18 protein-coding genes are annotated in these 18,644 nt (G+C 59.1%); 4 read left to right on the top strand and 14 right to left on the bottom strand.

Annotated features, from left to right (window positions below):
- Positions 1-3: 3 nt before the first annotated feature.
- The 7 genes from DOM27_RS11445 to can form a co-directional block, all read right to left on the bottom strand.
- A complete protein-coding gene (locus DOM27_RS11445) occupies positions 4-915 on the bottom strand; it encodes a LysR family transcriptional regulator (RefSeq protein WP_110656105.1) in 912 nt (303 codons plus the stop codon).
- A gap of 129 nt (positions 916-1,044) precedes the next feature.
- A complete protein-coding gene (locus DOM27_RS11440) occupies positions 1,045-2,100 on the bottom strand; it encodes an ABC transporter ATP-binding protein (protein ID WP_110656104.1) in 1,056 nt (351 codons plus the stop codon).
- Positions 2,097-3,113: an ABC transporter ATP-binding protein gene (locus tag DOM27_RS11435; RefSeq protein ID WP_110656456.1), complete on the bottom strand. Its 1,017-nt coding sequence runs from the start codon at positions 3,111-3,113 to the stop codon at positions 2,097-2,099. The genes DOM27_RS11440 and DOM27_RS11435 overlap by 4 nt, the downstream gene beginning before the upstream one ends.
- Before the next feature lie 11 nt (positions 3,114-3,124).
- Positions 3,125-4,072 (bottom strand): ABC transporter permease, encoded by a 948-nt coding sequence (locus DOM27_RS11430; RefSeq protein ID WP_110656103.1) that lies wholly within the window; start codon positions 4,070-4,072, stop codon positions 3,125-3,127.
- Positions 4,069-5,115 carry an ABC transporter permease gene (locus tag DOM27_RS11425; protein WP_110656102.1) on the bottom strand — a complete coding sequence of 349 codons (1,047 nt, stop codon included), beginning with the start codon at positions 5,113-5,115 and terminating at the stop codon, positions 4,069-4,071. Before DOM27_RS11425 ends, DOM27_RS11430 begins: the two co-directional genes overlap by 4 nt.
- The gene (locus tag DOM27_RS11420; protein ID WP_110656455.1) at positions 5,112-6,650 is read right to left on the bottom strand and encodes an ABC transporter substrate-binding protein; all 1,539 of its coding nucleotides are present in this window, start codon (positions 6,648-6,650) and stop codon (positions 5,112-5,114) included. The genes DOM27_RS11425 and DOM27_RS11420 overlap by 4 nt, the downstream gene beginning before the upstream one ends.
- A 264-nt stretch (positions 6,651-6,914) precedes the next feature.
- Positions 6,915-7,559 carry a carbonate dehydratase gene (can, locus tag DOM27_RS11415; RefSeq protein WP_075562283.1) on the bottom strand — a complete coding sequence of 215 codons (645 nt, stop codon included), beginning with the start codon at positions 7,557-7,559 and terminating at the stop codon, positions 6,915-6,917.
- Positions 7,560-7,838: 279 nt separating this feature from the next.
- On the opposite strand from can, the gene gorA reads away from it, so the two are divergent.
- From gorA to DOM27_RS11395, 4 genes are all read left to right on the top strand, one after another.
- Positions 7,839-9,212: a glutathione-disulfide reductase gene (gorA, locus tag DOM27_RS11410; RefSeq protein ID WP_110656101.1), complete on the top strand. Its 1,374-nt coding sequence runs from the start codon at positions 7,839-7,841 to the stop codon at positions 9,210-9,212.
- Positions 9,213-9,574: 362 nt separating this feature from the next.
- Positions 9,575-10,159 carry a diaminobutyrate acetyltransferase gene (ectA, locus tag DOM27_RS11405; RefSeq protein ID WP_110656100.1) on the top strand — a complete coding sequence of 195 codons (585 nt, stop codon included), beginning with the start codon at positions 9,575-9,577 and terminating at the stop codon, positions 10,157-10,159.
- 120 nt (positions 10,160-10,279) lie between these two features.
- Complete coding sequence (ectB, locus tag DOM27_RS11400; RefSeq protein ID WP_110656099.1) at positions 10,280-11,545, top strand: diaminobutyrate--2-oxoglutarate transaminase; 1,266 nt, start codon at positions 10,280-10,282, stop codon at positions 11,543-11,545.
- An 89-nt stretch (positions 11,546-11,634) separates the two neighbouring features.
- A complete protein-coding gene (locus DOM27_RS11395) occupies positions 11,635-12,030 on the top strand; it encodes an ectoine synthase (RefSeq protein ID WP_110656098.1) in 396 nt (131 codons plus the stop codon).
- Between the two features lie 118 nt (positions 12,031-12,148).
- Here DOM27_RS11395 and cyoE read toward each other — a convergent pair whose 3' ends face one another.
- From cyoE to DOM27_RS11360, 7 genes are all read right to left on the bottom strand, one after another.
- Complete coding sequence (gene cyoE / locus DOM27_RS11390; RefSeq protein ID WP_110656097.1) at positions 12,149-13,042, bottom strand: heme o synthase; 894 nt, start codon at positions 13,040-13,042, stop codon at positions 12,149-12,151.
- A gap of 8 nt (positions 13,043-13,050) precedes the next feature.
- The gene (gene cyoD / locus DOM27_RS11385) at positions 13,051-13,383 is read right to left on the bottom strand and encodes a cytochrome o ubiquinol oxidase subunit IV (RefSeq protein WP_110656096.1); all 333 of its coding nucleotides are present in this window, start codon (positions 13,381-13,383) and stop codon (positions 13,051-13,053) included.
- Position 13,384: 1 nt separating this feature from the next.
- Entirely contained in the window at positions 13,385-14,002 is a 618-nt protein-coding gene (gene cyoC / locus DOM27_RS11380) for a cytochrome o ubiquinol oxidase subunit III (protein WP_110656095.1), read from the bottom strand.
- A 2-nt stretch (positions 14,003-14,004) separates the two neighbouring features.
- Positions 14,005-15,987 (bottom strand): cytochrome o ubiquinol oxidase subunit I, encoded by a 1,983-nt coding sequence (gene cyoB, locus DOM27_RS11375; RefSeq protein WP_110656094.1) that lies wholly within the window; start codon positions 15,985-15,987, stop codon positions 14,005-14,007.
- A gap of 4 nt (positions 15,988-15,991) precedes the next feature.
- Complete coding sequence (gene cyoA, locus DOM27_RS11370; protein ID WP_342588614.1) at positions 15,992-16,984, bottom strand: ubiquinol oxidase subunit II; 993 nt, start codon at positions 16,982-16,984, stop codon at positions 15,992-15,994.
- 621 nt (positions 16,985-17,605) lie between these two features.
- Complete coding sequence (locus DOM27_RS18215) at positions 17,606-17,860, bottom strand: aldo/keto reductase (RefSeq protein WP_223162323.1); 255 nt, start codon at positions 17,858-17,860, stop codon at positions 17,606-17,608.
- Positions 17,861-17,904: 44 nt separating this feature from the next.
- Positions 17,905-18,591, bottom strand: a complete 687-nt coding sequence (locus DOM27_RS11360) for an aldo/keto reductase (protein ID WP_223162322.1) — start codon at positions 18,589-18,591, stop codon at positions 17,905-17,907.
- Positions 18,592-18,644: the final 53 nt, after the last annotated feature.

Raw genomic sequence — 18,644 nt, 5'->3', positions numbered from 1 at the left:
GGCTCATCGATGAGCAGCAGAAAGTTGCGTCAGCAGGCCCGCTAACGAAGGGTGCCGGCTATCGTGGCGAAAATGGAGGCGCAGCGACAGCGACACGTCCCAGCGCTGGTCGCCGGCCCGTGTCAGATCGCCGGTCTCGAGCAACTGCCGAACCGTGCGCCAGGGCAGCCAACCGAGGCCGTAACCCTGCTGCACCAGTTCACGAATATTGGAGGTCTGGACGCTTTCGTTGAGCGTCGAGAGATGCACCTCCTGACGCGAACGCGTCCAGTGTGCCTGCAGTGCCGCGGCGATCAGGCCGCCGGAATGATAGGCGATATGTGGCAGCGGGCTTCGCTTGTCCCCCGGCAGCGCATAACGCGGCTGGCCGTCGGGATTGGCCACGCTCACCGGCACCAGACGCTCTTCGCCGATCTCCAGATAGCGCACGCCGGTCAGATCCAGGTCCAGCGCCGTGCGCCCCTGTGGCCAGTAACACAGCGCCAGATCGACCTCGCCACGTTCCAGCGCGTGAAAGTAGTCCTCGATCAGCCAGCCGGTCGCGCGCAGGTAAGGTTCGACCTGCTGGCTGATTGCGTTCGCCTCCAGCCAGGCGGGGACGAAATGCGTCACCAGACTCTGGGGCGCCGCCAGCTTGACGCGACGGGCGTCCTCTCGGTCGAGATTCTTCAGCCGCTCCCGGGTCACTCGCACGCGCTCGCTGATCTGCTTGCACAGAATCAGAAATTCCTCGCCGGCCGGGGTCAGGCTGAGCGGCAGTGTCTGACGATTGACCAGCGTGGCGCCCATTGATTCTTCGAGCAGCTTGATGCGTCGCGAAAAGGTCGGCTGGGTGACATTCTGTTGATCGGCGGCACGGGAAAAATGACGCGTTTCGGCCAAGACGATGAAGTCTTCGAGCCAACGTAGTTCCATGGTGTTCTCTATCGTCAATCACGCTGTTGCGATGTCGCGGACGGCGGGTTGGCACATCACCTCATCTGCACAGAGCCGGTTGCGGCCAGCCTAACCGATACGCCATGTGGCGACCATCATCGACGGCCATCAGATGCGTCCCTCCTCGACGGCGTGGCAGGCGACCTGGTGGCCGCGATCCAACGTGATCGGGGTGGGGGCCGCCTCGCGGCAACGCCGGTTGGCATGCGGACAGCGATCGCGGAACACGCAGCCCGAGGGCGCCTGCAGCGGCATCGATAGTTCCCCGCTCAGTCGCAGCTGGCCGGGGAAGGCGTCGTCCAGTCGGGGGCTCGCCGCCAGCAGCGCCCGGGTATACGGATGTCGGGGATGCGCGAACAGCGTATCGGCGTCAGCCAGTTCACAGATCGTACCCAGATACATCACCGCCACCCGAGTGGCGAAATGCTCGACGACCGCCAGATCATGGGTGATGAAGAGATAGGTCAATCGATGCGAGGCCTGGGCGTCCATCATCAGATTCAGGACCTGGGCCTGCACCGAGACGTCGAGCGCCGAGACAGGTTCATCGGCCACCACGAACTCGGGATCGACGCTCAGCGCCCGGGCAATGGCGATACGCTGGCGCTGCCCCCCGGAAAATTCATGCGCGAAACGATCGCCCCAGCCGCTATCGATGCCGACATCGGCCATCAGCGTCTCGACCTTCGCCCCGACCCGGTCTCGGGACCAGTCGGGGTGATGGATACGAACCGGCTCCTCCAGCGCCTGTCGTACCGTCAGACGGGGATTGAGCGAGGCGTAAGGGTTCTGGAAGATCATCTGCATGCGCCGCCGAAACGGCTGCCACTGTCTGGCATTCAGATGATCGATACGCCGGCCGTCGTAATGCACTTCACCGTCGCTGGGCGTCACCAAGCCCATGATCAGGCGGGCCAGCGTCGACTTGCCACATCCCGATTCCCCGACCACGCAGAGCGCGTCGCCACGCTGAATATCGAGATCGACACCGTTGACGGCATGAATTCGCTCTCGCCGCCAGCCACGCTGACGTCTGTCGAATCGCCACGGCAGCAGGCGTTCCGGATGCAGGGCGAAGCGCTTGCGCAGCCGCCGAACGCTGACCAGCGGCTCCGGCGTGTCGGCGGCGCGCCCCAGCGTCTCCAGTGTCTCGGGCTGGGTCATGTCGCGCGCTCCTCGGACGGCTCGCGGGCGATCAACTCGGCGACCCAATGACAGGCCACCTGACACTCACCGGAGCGAACGGGCTGGGGCACGTTTTCGATGCAGTCTCGGCGCGGCAATCCTTCAGGCGTCATGCGATAGGCGCAACGGGGATTAAAGGCGCAACCGCTGGGTACCTCGGAGAGCGTCGGCATCGAACCGGGGATCTGATGCAGGCGCTGTCTCGGCAGCGTCATCTGCGGCAGGGCATTGATCAGGCCCTGAGTGTACGGGTGCTGGGCGTCATTGATGATCTCGCGGGTCGGCCCCTGCTCGACGATACGCCCGGCGTACATCACCAGCGTCCGTTGCGTCAGCTGGCCGATGACGCCCAGATCGTGGGAGATCACGATCAGACCGACGTCGTGTTCATCGCACAGCCGTTTGAGCAGGGTGATGATCTCGGCCTGAATCGTGACGTCGAGCGCCGTGGTGGGCTCGTCGGCGATGATGATATCCGGCTCCAGCAGCAGCGCGATGGCAATGACCACGCGCTGACAGAGTCCGCCGGAAAGCTGATGCGGATACTGCTCGAGGCGGCGTTCGGGTGACGACACCTGGACCTGACGCAGCTTGTCGATGGCGACGATCCTGGCCCGGCGAGTCGAGAGTCGTCGGTGCGCCTTGAGGCTTTCGATCATCTGCTGACCAATGGTCAATACCGGGTTGAGGGTGGTCAACGGATCCTGAAAGATCATTGCCAGGCGATTTCCTCGCAGTCGCCGAAACTGCCGTTCGGACAGCGAGGTCAACTCGCGCCCTTCGAAGCGGACCTTGCCAGCTACGATACGCCCGGGGCGCGAGAGCAATTTCAGCAGGCTGAAAGCGAGCACCGACTTGCCGGCGCCGGACTCACCCACGATGCCCAGCCGTTCGCCTCGCTCGAGCGAGAAGCTCAAATCACGGACCGCCCGTATTTCCCCCCGCCTTAGCGGGAAGCGGACATCGAGATGTTCGACTTCCAGCAGTGCCATGGGATTGGCCCTCATAGTGGTCCTTCAGGAAGGCGCGGATTGAGCGTATCGCGCAGCCAGTCTCCCAGCAGATTGACGACCAGCACGAACGCTACCAGGAATAGACCGGGCAGCAGCGTGATCCACCAGGAACCGGACTGCAGGTAGTCGAATCCCGATTTGATCAACGAACCGAGCGACGGCTGGGTTTCCGGCATGCCCAGGCCCAGAAACGAGAGTGCCGCTTCGGCCATGATGGCGTTGGCGATCTGCACGGTGGAGATCACCAGAATCGGCGACAAGGTATTGGGCAGAATATGTCGCAACATGATGCGACGCCCCGAATAACCCAGCACGCGGGCGGCATCAACGTAATCCTTGTGCTTTTCCACCAGTACCTTGGCCCTGACGGTACGCGCGTACTGAGGCCATTCGCTCAAACCGATGACGAGAATCAGTATCACCACGCCATAGTCGCCGTAGAACGCGCCGCCAAACGCCGTCTTGACTACCGCACCAATGATGATTGCCATCATCAGCGTCGAAAACGACAGCTGGATATCGACCAGACGCATCAGCAGGGTATCGATGACACCGCCGCGATAGCCGGCAAGCAGTCCCAGCGCCGTGCCCAGCATCGCCTGAAGCATCACCGCGCCCAGGCCGATCGCGATCGATACCCGGGCACCGTAGAGGATGGTCGACAGCAGATCCCGGCCCTGGGCGTCGGTCCCCAGCGGAAAGCCGGGCTCGCTCCCCGCGAGCCAGAACGGCGGCAGTTCGGAGTCGAGCAGATCGATCTGGGCCAGGTCGTAGGGATTGCTCGGGGCGATCCAGGGCGCTGCCAGGATGCTCGCCATCATCAGCACGAACAGCGCCAGACAGAGCTGGGCCAGGCGGTCGCGGCGTAATCGATAGACGAAGTAGGAGTCGCCAAAGCGTCGCCAGCGCGTCTCAGTCCCAGCTCGATCCTGCTTCATGCCGGCCTCCCGCTGATCGTGATGCGCGGGTTCAACACGCGATAGAGCAGATCGACGAGGGTATTGATAACCACGAAGATGGCGCCGATCACCATCAGGTAGGCGACGATCAGCGGCATATCGGCGCGTTCGATCGCGTCGAGAAACATCAGCCCGGCGCCAGGCCATTGAAAGACGGTTTCCGTCAGCAGGGTGTAGGCCGCCAGCGTGCCGATCTGAACGCCGCCCAGGGTGATCACCGGTAGCAGCGTGTTTTTCAGCGCGTGTAGAAAGTAGATACGTGACGCCCGGATGCCTCGCGCCCGGGCATATCGCACATAGTCGGATTCCAGCACCTCCAGCATTTCGGCGCGGATCAGACGCACGAACAGCGGCAGCATGACGAAGGCCAGCGACAGGGCGGGGAGCAGTAGATAGAGCCAACCTCGCCACGAGGCGAAATTGGTGCTCCAGACACCCCAGACGTGTACCGGGCTGCCCCGTCCGTAGGCGGGCATTCCGCCTTGGGTGGAGAGCGCCTGATTGAGCCAGCTGCCCCAGCCGGTCCCCTCGGGAAATAACGTCACGTGAATACCGATCGAAAAGAGCTGGATCAGCACCATGGCCGTCAGGAACACGGGTACCGAAATGCCCACCACCGAGAGACCCATCAGCGTTTTCGATAGCCAGCTGCGCGGGCGAATCGCGCAGTAGACACCCATCGGCGCCGCCAGCAGCAGCGTGATCACGGCACTGGTCACGATCAGCTCGAGGGTCGCGGGCAGATAGCGTGCGATTACCTCGAGCGCCGGCTCATGAAAGAAGTAGGAGTTGCCGAAATCCAGGCGCATGGCGTTACCCGCGAAGTGCAGATACTGCAGCCATAGCGGGTCGTTCAATCCCAGCGACTGGCGCAGCGCCATGATATCGGCGTCCGTCGCGGCCTGCCCCAGCAGCTGGCGCACCGGATCGCCCAGGCCACTCTGAAGGGTGAAGCCGATCACGCTGATGACGAACATCACCATGATCGCCTGGCACAGTCGTCGAATCAGAAACATGATCATCGGGGGTGAACGACCACGTCGCCCAGATAGGGCATGTTGATCACGTTCAGCACCGGCGCGATATCGACGCGATCCGACGCCGCCCAGGCAAGATTCTGCCAGTACAGGGGGATGAAGGGGGCGTCATCGTGAATCGACTGCTCGGCCTGCTTCAGCAGGCGCGCGCGAGCCTCCGGCTGCATGGTGAGGTTCGCCCGTTCGACCAGCGCATCGATCGCCGGATTGCAGTACTCGCTGGCGTTGTAGTGGCCGGCGCCGGTCTCAGGATCGGTGCAGAACGTAAGGTACTCGAAGAAATTGGCCGAATCGCCGGTATCCGAGTACCAGCCCATCATCATCATGTCCGCGGCGCGCTTGTCGTACTCGGCCCAGTAATGGTTCTTGGGCAACGTCTCGAATTCGACGGCGACGTTGATCTTGGCCAGCATAGCAGCCACCGCCAGCGCAACCTGCGCCGTCTGGGCGTCATTCACGTAACGGTTGTTGGGCGCCATCAGGGTGACCGTAAAGCCCTTGGCATAGCCGGCCTCACGCATCAGTTCACGCGCCTTGCCAAGATCGTAACGCGGTTGCAGCGTCGCCACGTGACCCGCATAGCCCTCGGGCGACATCTGTGCCGCCGGCGTCGCGAAGCCTTTCAGCAGGCGCTCGGCGATGGCCGTCTGATCAACGGCGTACGTGAACGCACGACGCACCCTGCTATCACGGAAAGCCGGAACCCGACGTTCGTTGAGCTGCAGCATGGTGATACGGGTTCCGGGCATGGAGATCAGCTGGATCCCGTCGGCATGGCGAAGCCGCTGCATCGCGTTGAAAGGCACCGGCGAGATGAAATCGACATCGCCGGCGCGCAGCGCAGCGACCCGGGTGGCATTCTCGGCGATCGGCGTCATCACCAGATGATCGACGTTGCCGGGCGACTCGGTATCCCAGTAGCCGGGAAAGCGTTCGAACTCGGTCCTGACGCCGGGATGGCGCTCCTCGATCTCGAACGGTCCGGTCCCGGACAGGTGATTCGAGGCAAACGAATTGCCGTTCTTGACGATTTCGGCCTTGTCGCGTCCGTCCGCCGAGGTGCCGGTGTAGAACCGGCTATCCATCGGGAAAAGATAAGTGGCGAGGTTGAGCAGCAGCGGGTAGGGCTTGCGCGTATGCAGATCGACGGTGAAATCGTCGATCGCTTCGGCCCGCTCGATCGGTTCGAAAATTGCACGGAAGTCCGGACTGCGCCTGAGACGTTGCAACGTCCATACGACATCCCTGGCCGTGAAAACATTGCCACTATGAAAGGTCACGCCGTGACGCAGATGGAAGCGCATTGTGGTGTCGTCGATCCGTTCCCAGCCGGTCGCCAGGCGAGGTTCGAGCTCGAGATCCCGATTCCAGCGCACCAGCGGATCGAAAGTCAGATGCGACAGCTGGAGCATGCGAATGGAGAGCTGCTCGTGGATATCCAGAGATACCGGGTCGGTGTCGTAAGCCACTCTGAGCGTGATGTCTCGGTCATCGTCGACAAAGCCATTATCGGCGGGCATATCGCCAGCCAGCGCCGAACACGACAAGGGCAACCATAGACTCACGATCAGAGCGCAGACCCGCGTGCTGGCCGGGACGCCGGATAAAAACAGGGTGAGACGCATTGAAAATCCGCTGTGCAGGCCCGTTATCCCACTACCTTACTGATAGATGTTCAACGGGCCCAATCGAAATCGCGCAACGCGGCATTCAACCCGTGAATGACGAGCGTCCCGTCAGCCGATGATCGGCGTGCGCTGACAGGACGAGACGCGAAGGGGAGATCAGCTTTCGGCGGGGAACGTCGGCTGAATTCGGATGGCGCCCATCTCGTCGGCGCGCGATACCGTGCAGCCGAGATCGTTGACGCGCCCATCGGTGAGGCCGTAGACCCAGCCATGCACCGACAATGGCTGATTGCGCTCCCAGGCGCGCTGAATGATCTTGGTCCGACACAGGTTGGCCACCTGGAGGCGAACGTTGTGTTCGCACATCCGATCGATCTGCTCTTCCAGGGGCAGCGACTCGAGGGTGGGGCGATGCTGCTGATAGAGCTCGCTGATGCTGTTGAGCCAGTAGTCGACGATGCCGTGTTCTCCCCCGGTGATCGCCGCCTTGACCCCGCCACAGCCATAGTGTCCAACGACCATGATGTGCTTGACCTTGAGCACGTCGACGGCGAACTGGACGACCGACAGCGCGTTCATGTCGTTGTGATAGATCAGGTTGGCGACGTTGCGGTGAACGAACACTTCGCCGGGCGGCAGATCGACGATCTGATTGGCAGGCACGCGGCTGTCGGAGCAGCCGATCCAGAGATAGTCGGGATTCTGCTGCTGAGAAAGCTGCGCGAAGAAGTTCGGATCTCGCTGCTGAACCCCGTCGGCCCAGCGTCGATTCTGTTCGAGTAGCGTGTTGATATCGCTCATGGCAGCACCCTGAGATACGTGAATCGACGGACGTCTTGTCGCGCCGGCAAAGCGATGATTCTAGGCTATCCGACGGGATTTTCGAAGGCGTGGCGAAAGCGTGGTGAAGGAGTGGTGAAGGAGTGGGTCAGCGGGCCCGATGGCATCGCCGACGCTAGCACCCTATCCCCAAAGCTTTTTTTATATCACCCCGATAGGCACGGTCTTTTTCGACAGTGCACCGAGGCTGGTATCATCGCGGCATTCTGTTCCCAAGATCTTGCTTCAAGGAGTTTCATTGTGGCGAATTACGATTACGACCTTTTCGTGATAGGAGCCGGTTCCGGCGGTGTGCGGGCCGCGCGAACGGCGGCAGCGACGGGCGCCAGAGTCGCGGTCGCCGAGGACCGCTATCTCGGCGGTACCTGCGTCAACGTGGGCTGCGTGCCGAAGAAACTCTACTCCTACGCGGCGCATTATCATGACGCGTTCGAGGACAGCGCTGGATTCGGCTGGACGATCCCGCAGGCACCGGCGTTTGACTGGGCGACACTTCGCGACAACAAGATCGAGGAGATCAAGCGCCTCAACGGCATCTACAGTCGATTGCTGGATGGCGCCGGCGTCACGCTGATCAACGGTCGTGCCAAGGTGGTCGATGCTAATGCAGTCGAGATCAACGGCGATCGCATCACCGCCGAGAAGATACTGGTGGCGGTGGGCGGCTGGCCCTGGACGCCCGAGTTCGAGGGCAGTGAACACACTATCAACTCCAACCAAGTATTCGATCTCGACAGCTTTCCCAAGCGCTTCCTGGTGCTGGGTGGTGGCTACATCGCCGTCGAGTTCGCCAGCATCTTCAACGGTCTCGGCGCGGACACGAGCCTGATCTACCGCGGTGAGCTGTTCCTGCGTGGATTTGATCGGGAAGTACGAGAGTTCACCCGCGACGAAATGGCCAAGAAAGGGGTCAATCTGCATTTCAAGACCAACATCGAGCGCATTCGCAAGGTAGAGAGCGGACTCGAAGTGACGTTGACCAGCGGCGAGCAGTTCGAAGTGGATGCTGTACTCGCCGCCACCGGCCGTCGACCCCACCTGGAAGGACTCGGCCTGGAGGCGCTGGGCGTCGAGCTCAACACTGATGGCACCCTTAAGGTCAACGACCGCTACGAATCCTCCGTGCCGTCGATTCTCGCCCTGGGTGACGTGACCGGCGGCCCCGAATTGACCCCGGTTGCGCTCGCCGAGGCAATGCATCTGGTCCAGCACCACTTCACCCAGAACGAGGGCGGCAAGACGCCAGCACCGCTCGACTATCAGAACATCGCGACGGCCGTGTTCTGCCATCCCAACATCGGCACCGTCGGCCTTTCCGAAGAAGAAGCACGGGAGCGTTTCAAGGCAGTGCGCATCTACAGTGCGGATTTTCGCCCGATGAAGCACACGCTGTCCGGTAGCGACGAGCGTTGCCTGATGAAGCTGGTGGTCGATGACGAAAGCGATCGTGTCGTCGGTGCTCATATGGTGGGCGACGACGCGGGCGAGACGATCCAGGGAATCGCGATTGCCGTGCGTGCCCAACTGACCAAGGCGGATTTCGATGCCACGGTGGGCATTCATCCTACTGCCGCTGAAGAGTTCGTCACCATGCGTAGCGTGACGCGTCGCTGATCATTGCCGAGCGCTGAACGTCAAAATGGCCGCCCGGCAGGGCGGCTATTGCTTCGCCTCATCGCATTTCGTCAATCGGCAGGCCCCAGTCATGCAACAACGGCGGCTGGTCGCCACAAGCCCACTCTCTTGACGTCGTTGCTACATCGAAGCCCCGTACCTCATCGCTTCCCGGGATTTCCCCGACTACTTTTCCTCACGGACCTTCGCTCGTCGTCTAGACTTCGGGTATCGAGGCAGTCGCAAGCCCGGCTGCATATAAATATTATTTATTGAATATGCGCGGCTAAATAACCTGTCGTTTGAAGGTTGGCTGACTCACTGTTATTCTGAATCCTAAATTCGCCATAGCGACCGTGACGATGACCAACCCCAACCCGGCATTTACGCCTTCGGCAGATTTGGCAAGGCCTACCGTGGCCGACGCCGTCGTCGGCAAGCCTGACATGCCACTCTTCATTCGTAAGCCCACCACAGAAGACGGTTGGGGGATCTACGAGTTGGTCAAGGCGTGTCCACCGCTCGATGTCAATTCCGGCTATGCCTACTTGCTGTTGGCGACACAGTTTCGAGACAGTTGCGCCGTCGCAACCACGGAAGATGGTGAAATCGTCGGATTCGTCTCCGGTTACGTCAAGGCGGCAGCGCCTGACATCTATTTTCTATGGCAGGTAGCCGTGGGCGAGAAGGCCCGGGGGACAGGCTTGGCGCGACGCCTGGTGGAGGCCGTGCTGACGCGGGCGGAGCTCTCCGGGTTGAACCACCTGGAGACCACGATCACGCCAGATAACCAGGCCTCCTGGGGCTTGTTTCGACGGCTTGCCGATCGCTGGCAGGCGCCGCTCATCAGCCGCGAATATTTCTCGACTGATCAATTGGGCGGTGAGCACGACCCGGAAAATCTCGTCCGGATCGGTCCGTTCGACCCGCAGCGCATCCAGGGCTGACGGATCTAACGTCGTGGGCCGTTTTCTCGCTCGGCTTTTCCGCCCGATCGTTTACGCATTCACTGCGACTTTCCCAAGTCAATCACTCCACTATCGATATCCATCCACTGAGGAGGTTGTATGCAGACTCAGATATTCGAACGCATGGAATCAGAAGTTCGGACTTATTCTCGCTCGTTTCCCGTCGTCTTTACCAAGGCACAGGGCGCTCGCCTGACCGATGAAGACGGCCGCGAATACATCGATTTTCTCGCTGGCGCCGGCACCCTCAATTACGGTCACAATCATCCGAAGCTGCAGGAAGCGTTGGTCGAGTACATCACGTCCAACGGCATCGTTCATGGGCTGGACATGTGGTCGACCGCCAAACGTGACTATCTCGAGACGCTGGAAGAATTGATCTTCAAGCCGCGTGGACTGGACTACAAGGTTCATCTGCCCGGGCCGACCGGCACCAACGCCACCGAAGCGGCCATTCGCCTGGCCCGGGTTGCCAAGGGACGCCACAATATCGTCACTTTCACCAACGGTTTCCATGGCGTGACCATGGGCGCGCTGGCGACGACCGGTAACCGCAAGTTCCGCGAGGCCACCGGGGGCATTCCCACTCAGGGGGCCAGCTTCCTGCCGTTCGACGGCTACCTCGGCGAAGGCGTCGACACGCTCGACTATTTCGAGAAACTGCTGGGCGACAAATCTGGCGGACTTGATGTGCCAGCCGGCGTCATTGTCGAGACGGTGCAGGGCGAGGGGGGTATCAATCCCGCCGGTCTGGATTGGCTGAAACGCCTCGAAGGCATTTGCCGCGCGCACGATATCCTGCTGATCGTCGATGACATTCAGGCGGGCTGTGGTCGTACCGGCAAGTTCTTCAGCTTCGAGCATGCCAACATCGTGCCCGATATCGTGACCAACTCGAAATCACTGTCTGCCTACGGCCTGCCGTTTGCACATGTCCTGATGCGCCCCGAGTTGGACCAATGGAAGCCGGGCCAATACAACGGCACCTTCCGCGGCTTTAACATGGCCTTCGTGACGGCTACTGCCGCGCTCAAGCATTTCTGGAGCGACGACCAGTTCGAGCTCGAGGTGCAGCGCAAGGGTCGCATCGTCCAGGAGCGCTTTGCCAGAATCGCCGCTTCGCTGACCGAGATGGGCTATCCGGCAAGCGAGCGCGGCCGCGGGTTGATGCGTGGCATCGACGTACGTGAAGGGGACATTGCGGACAAGATCACCGCCAAGGCTTTCGAAAACGGCTTGATCATCGAAACTGCCGGCCAGGGTGGTCAAGTCGTCAAGTGCCTCTGCCCGCTGGTGATCAGCGATGAAGACCTGCTCGAAGGTCTGGACATTCTGGAGCGCAGCGTTAGAGAATCTCTGGCCTGAACGCGACGTTGACTCGAGAAAGCGGCCCCTCGGGCCGCTTTCCACTCCCTGTATCATTCATTTCATATATTCCTTAGGAGTTGATATCGATGATTGTACGTAATCTCGCCGAATGCCGAAAAACTGACCGTTTCGTCGAAGCCGAGAACGGCAACTGGGACAGCACCCGCTTGATGCTGGCCGATGACAATTGTGGCTTTTCGTTCAACATCACCCGAATTCATCCGGGCACGGAAACCCACATTCACTACAAGAATCACATCGAAGCGGTATTCTGCTACGAGGGTGAAGGGGAAGTCGAAACCATCGCCGATGGCAAGATTCATACCATCAAGGCAGGCGACATGTACCTGCTGGACCAGCACGACGAGCATTGGCTGCGCGGCAAGGAGAAGGGCATGACCGTCGCCTGCGTCTTCAGCCCGGCATTGACCGGTCGCGAGATCCATCGTGAAGATGGTTCCTACGCACCGGCGGACGATTGAACCGGTATTTCCGCACAAAGTAGGGCATTAAAGAATCGGTAGTTCTCTTGATACCGATCTCTTGATGCCGACATAAAAAAAGACCGCCTCGGCGGTCTTTTTTTGTTCGAGACGCTGATCAACCCAACGCGAGTGAGACCAGAGGCTCGGTGATCGGCAAGCGACTATCTACAGACATCATGACGCTCAACGTCGTCACCACCATGATCGAGATGCCAAAGACCTTGCGGGCCCAGGCGGCATCATTGGTGGTGCGATACCCTTTGAGCGTGATGCTGAGCCAGTAGAGACCTACCGCCGTGGCGACGATGGCGTAGGCCCAGCCGGTATAACCGGCAACCGACAGCATGACCGAGGCGATCACGAACAGCACCGTGTAGATCACGATATGACGCTTGGCCACTGCGATGCCACATTTTACCGGTAGCACCGGTATCGACGCCGAAGCGTAGTCATCGAAACGGAAGATGGCGATCGCATAGGAATGAGGCATCTGCCACATGCTGAAGATGATCAGCAACAGCAGGGCACCCAGATCGAACGTTCCCGTTACCGCACAGTAGCCGATCACCGGCGGCGAAGCCCCGGACAAACTGCCGATCAGCGTGCTGTAGACCGAGTGACGTTTGAGATAAAGACTGTAGGCACCCACATAGATGGCAAAGCCGAATGCCGCGAAACCAGTGGCTAAAGGCGTCGTCATCCATGCCAGCAAACCGAAGCCGAAGATACCTGACAAGCAGCCAAGTAGCAGGGCGATCGGAATCGAGATCTCGCCTGTCACCATGGCACGGGACTGGGTGCGTGCCATGTGGCCGTCGATATCGCGGTCGATCACGTTATTGAAAACGCAACCGGACGCGACCACCAGCGAGGTGCCAAGTACCGTTGCCAGGAACAACCACAGTTCGAAACGGTCATCGGCGGCCAGAAAATAGCCGCCGATGACCGTCACGAGATTGCCGAAGATGATACCGGGCTTGGTCAGCAGCAAATAAGGCTTCAAGGCCATTTGCGGGCTTAGCCCAGCATCATGTTGATGTGGATGTTGTGCATGATCCATAGCGAACCACCAATGATCAGCACCAGAATGCCAGCCGTGAAGACGAAGGAAAGCACGTTCCAGCCGCCTTCGGACTTGGTATTCAAGTGCATGAAGAGAACCAACTGCACGAGTACCTGGATGATGGCCGTAACCACCACCGTGATCATCATCGTCGGAATGCCGAAACTGCCGGTCATGACGACGCCGAACGAAATCAGCGTCAACACGATCGAGAGCACGAGCCCAATGATGTAGGACTTGTAGCTGCCGTGACTGGCGCCGTCGTGCGAAGTGTGAATATCGCTCATGTCACATGGCTCCTATCAGATAGACGAAGGAGAAGACGCAGATCCAGACGATGTCCAGGAAGTGCCAGAAAAGGCTGAGGCACAACATGCGCGGCATGGTCACGCTATCGAGTCCACGCTTGGAAATCTGAAAAAACATGATCGCGATCCAGATCAGACCGAACGTCACGTGCAGGCCGTGGGTCCCCACCAAGGTAAAGAACGCCGACAGGAACGCGCTGCGGTCCGGACCGGCACCTTCAGCAATCAAATGATGGAACTCGTAGATTTCCATCGAGATGAAGCCCGCGCCCAGCAGGAAGGTTACTGCCAGCCACTTCAGCACGGCACCGCGGTCACCGGCATTCTGAGCCAGCACCGCCAGACCGAACGTGAAACTACTGATCAACAGCAGGAAGGTTTCGACCAGCACGAAGGGCAGTTCGAAGATTTCCTGGGACGTCGGACCGCCGGCAGTCGCCGTGGCCAGCACGCCGAAAGTGGCGAATAGAGTGCCGAAGATCACAAGGTCGCTCATCAGGTAGATCCAGAACCCGAAGACCTTCATTGCACCCGCGTCGTGGTGCTCATGCCCGTCGTGGGCATGAGCGTCGTGCTGCTTGATTGTGTCGGTTGCCATGATTAAGCCTGCATCTCCAACCGTTTGTGGTATTCACGCTCGGTCTTTTCGACCTCGGCAGCGCTGACGTGGTAGTCGGTATCGTTATTGAAGATACGGAACATGAACGTCACGAACATGCCGATCGCACCCAAGCCTACCAGCCACCAGATGTGCCAGATCAGCGCAAAACCGAAGAACAGGGCGAACAGCGACATGATCGGACCTTCGGCCGTGTTCTTGGGCATGTGAATGTCCTCGAACTTGGTCGCCAGTTCCCGTTTGAAGCCACCCGGCTGCTGCTTCATCTCCCAGTAGCTGTCGATGGACGCGACATCGGGCAGATAGGCGAAGTTGTAGTTCGGGGGCGGAGAGGACGTGGACCACTCCAGCGTACGGGCATCCCACGGATCGCCAGTCAGATCACGGTTCTTGTCGCGATCACGGATACTCACGACGAGCTGGATGACGATACAAGCGATACCGCAAGCGATGATCACGGCACCGAACCAGGCAACGATCATCAGCGGCTGCCATTCGGACTGCTCGTAAGACTGCATGCGGCGCATGGCACCGAAGAAGCTAAGCGCGTACAGCGGCATGAACGCGACGTAGAAGCCGATCAGCCAGCACCAGAAGGAGCGCTTGCCCCATTTTTCGCTGAGCGTGAAGCCGAATGCTTTCGGGAACCAGTATGTGAAGCCTGCCATCATTCCGAACACCACGCCGCCAATGATGACGTTGTGGAAGTGTGCGATGACGAACAGGCTGTTGTGAAGCACGAAGTTGGCACCCGGCACGGCCAGCATGACGCCAGTCATTCCGCCTAGCGTAAAGGTGATGATGAAGCCAATGGTCCAGAGTACCGGTGTCGTGAACTGAATGCGCCCGCGGTACATGGTGAACAGCCAGTTGAAGATCTTCACGCCCGTCGGGATCGCAATGATCATCGTCATGATGCCGAAGAAGGCATTGACGTTGGCACCCGCACCCATGGTGAAGAAGTGGTGCAGCCATACGATGAAGGAGAGCACGGTAATGGCGGCTGTCGCCCAGACCATCGTCTTGTAGCCGAACAGGCGCTTCTTGGTGAAGGTCGCGATGACTTCGGAGAAGACGCCGAATGCCGGCAGAATCAGGATGTAGACTTCGGGATGCCCCCAGGCCCAGATGAGGTTGACGTACATCATCTGGCTGCCGCCCATGTCATTGGTGAAGAAGTGCATGCCCAGATAACGATCCAGGGTCAGCAGGGCGATGGTGACGGTCAGGATCGGGAACGACAGAATGATCAGGACGTTGGTGCAGAAAGCCGTCCAGGTGAAGATCGGCATGCGGAAAAGGGTCATTCCCTTGGTGCGCATTTTCAGGATGGTGACGAAGAAGTTGATCCCCGTCAGCGTCGTCCCGATCCCCGAGAGCTGTAATGCCCATATCCAGTAATCGACCCCGACGTCCGGACTGTATCTGAGTTCCGATAATGGAGCGTAAGCCAGCCACCCGGTCTTGGCGAATTCACCAATGAATAGCGAAAGGTTGACCAGAATCATGCCCACCGCAAACAGCCAGAAACTCAGGTTGTTCATGAACGGGAAGGCCACGTCGCGGGCACCGATCTGCAACGGGACCACCAGGTTCATCAGGCCGATGACCATGGGCATGGCAACGAAGAAGATCATGATGACACCGTGAGCGGTGAATATCTGATCGAAGTGGTGGGGTGGCAAGTACCCTTCGGCACCACCGGCCGCAAGGGCCTGCTGGGTCCGCATCATGATGGCGTCGGCAAAACCGCGGACGAGCATGACCAGCGCGACGAGGAAGTACATCACGCCGATCTTCTTGTGATCGATGGACGTCACCCAATCGGTCCACAGATAAGCCCATTTGCGATAGTAGGTAATGAGGCCGACCACAATGGCACCACCGAGGGCGATGGCCGCCACGGTGACCATGATGATCGGCTCATGGAATGGAATCGAATCTAAGCTGAGTTTTCCGAACATGACGTTACTCCGCTGCCTGCGCACTCATGGGCATTGAAGACTCCCGTGCTTCGTTGTGCTCGTCATGGCTGTCTGTACCACCATGACCCGCTTTGTAACTTTTGATCAGATCGCCATAGAAATCTGGCGAAACCTGCGAAAAGTATTCCACTGGATTAGCAATCGAAGGCTTGGCCAACTTGTCGTAGTCATCCGGGAACGTCATGGTTTCCGGGGACTGCTTGACCTTGTCGACCCATGCCTGGAAATCTGCATCCGACGTCACGTGGGTGTCGAACAGCATTTCCGAGAAGCCTTCACCGCTGTAATGGGTCGAACGACCGCGGAAGGTGCCTGTCTCATTGCCTTCCAGATAGACGTCGTTGGCCATACCGGCCATGGCGTAAATCTGGCTACCCAGGGTGGGAACCATGAACGAATTCATGACGGTGCCCGAGGTCACACGGAAATGAACCGGCGTATCCACGGGGATAGCGAGCTCGTTGACCGTCGCGATGCCTTCTTCCGGATAGACGAACAGCCATTTCCAATCGAGCGAAATCGCATCGATCGTCATGGTTTCGTCTTCACTGGCGATAGGCTTGTGCGGGTCGAAGGTGTGCGACGTCTGCCATGTCAGAACGGCGAGGAAAAAGATGATGACGCACGGAATTGCCCAAACAAAGACCTCGATGATGTTCGAGTGTTCCCAATTTGGCGTGTATTTGGCCGCGAGATTGGTCCCGCGATATTTCCACGCAAACAGGATGGTCATCACGATGACCGGGATTACCACGATCAGCATCAAGCCAAAGGCTGTAATGATCAGCGATTTCAGACCCTGGCCAACCTGGCCGGTGGGGTCCATCAAAGCGGATCCACAACCACTCAACAATAATGGCGCGGCTAGCCACGTCATCACACTCAAATACTTGAGGGAGTTCCTTTTTCTCATCTCACGACCCCAGTGGAGGAAAGCTTTTCGGCCCTGCAACAATCGGTTAGCGGCCTGCATCATACGCTGCTAGCCAGGGCTGACAACTCTGACACGACGCACAGTGGCGTACCGAGCATCGGACGTCGCCAACGAAGTAGGGATTTCGCGGTCGGTATTGTACCGAAAAATTGGCATTTGATCAGACGATGACAGAAAACACGCCTTCAGTGTGGCGATATGTCGCAGACCATCGTGATTCAGTTTTTACTGTTTCAACTCAGCGTAGCGCAACTCCACACTGACCCGAGATGTTTTCGTGAATTCAGGCCCGTTCTTCGTGAACTGGAAATCCTTGGGGTAAGCGCCAAGCTAGAATACCAATCACAGGCCATACTTCGCATAATATTTATTATGTTAAATTCGCTGTGCGACACACTCAACGTGCTTAGGACATTTTTGCTGTGACATGAAAACATTCCTTTACTCAAAGATGATTTCGTGTGCTTCCCACTGAATTCTAACCCGCAGTAGCTAAATACCATTGCAGCAAGTCAGCCAGCAATCCAAGAAGCAACCGTTCGGGCACGGCTCTCATGCATTCAAACGACTGTGCTCCACTGCCAACCCTGCGTAGCTTGCTTGGGAGGCGTTTTCCGAGCAGCCAACGTGACCAGTCCTCGCCAGAAGCGATTCAGCTTAGAATTAGGCGATCACTTTCGCCTGCTCATCGTTGACCCAAGATATGGGGCTGCGGATGCCAGAGCCACTATCGCTATCCAGTTTCTGGATCTGCTCAGTTGAGAGCTCAAGGGTAATCGCACCGAGATTGCCGGCGAGCTGCGCCGTCGAACGCGGGCCAATCATCGGCACTGCGCCGTGAGATCCGGCCCAGGCGATCGCAACTTGATCGGCACTCGCGCCAAGCTCATCGGCGATGGAAAGCACGGTATCAAGCACTTGCGTTCGCTGTGGTGAGTCTTCAGCCTGAAAGACCTTTCCACCTAACCCTTCGGCGCGCCCTGTCTCGCCCTGACGATATTTGCCCCACCACCCAACGGTGACCAGGTCACCATGCCCAAGCCCAACGCTCTAGAGGCCGGAAAAAGATCGGCCTCAGGATCACGATGAACAAGACTGTGCTCGAATTGCGCGCCAGCGATCGGGACGAGGTGATTCAACTCGGCAAGTGTCACCGCACGCGCAAGGCGCCACGCCGGAAAGTTCGATAGCCCGGCATAAAGGATCTTACCGGCTCTGGCCAGATCTTCGAAGCCGCGCACAATCTCTTCTGATGGCGTCACGCCATCCGGATGATGTACCCAATAAAGATCGATCCGGTCCGTCTTGAGCCGCTTCAAGCTCGCTTTCACCGACGCTACCATCGCCTTGCGGCTGTTACCGGTGACGAGGCGATCGGCATTCGGTGTGGCGCCGTTGGTGTACTTGGTCGCGAGCACGAATTCTTCACGCCGGCCCTGCAAAAGAGAGCCCAAAATTTCCTCGGACTGACCGAACTGGTAGACGTCCGCCGTATCGATGAAATTCCCACCCGCCTCGGCATAAGCATTGAACACCGCCTTGCTCTCGCCGACTTCAGCGCCATGCCCCCAACCGGTCCCAAAGTTGCCGGTACCCAGCGCCAGTTGCGAGACCCGAAGGCCAGTCTTGCCAAATGTGGTGTACTTCATGATCCATCCCTCCAGCGGCTGATGGGGATTTCAAGACAGATAACGACTCAAGA

It is taken from the genome of Salinicola halimionae (assembly GCF_003206065.1).
Taxonomy (GTDB): domain Bacteria; phylum Pseudomonadota; class Gammaproteobacteria; order Pseudomonadales; family Halomonadaceae; genus Salinicola; species Salinicola halimionae.
This window is presented reverse-complemented; position numbering and strand designations above follow the sequence as displayed.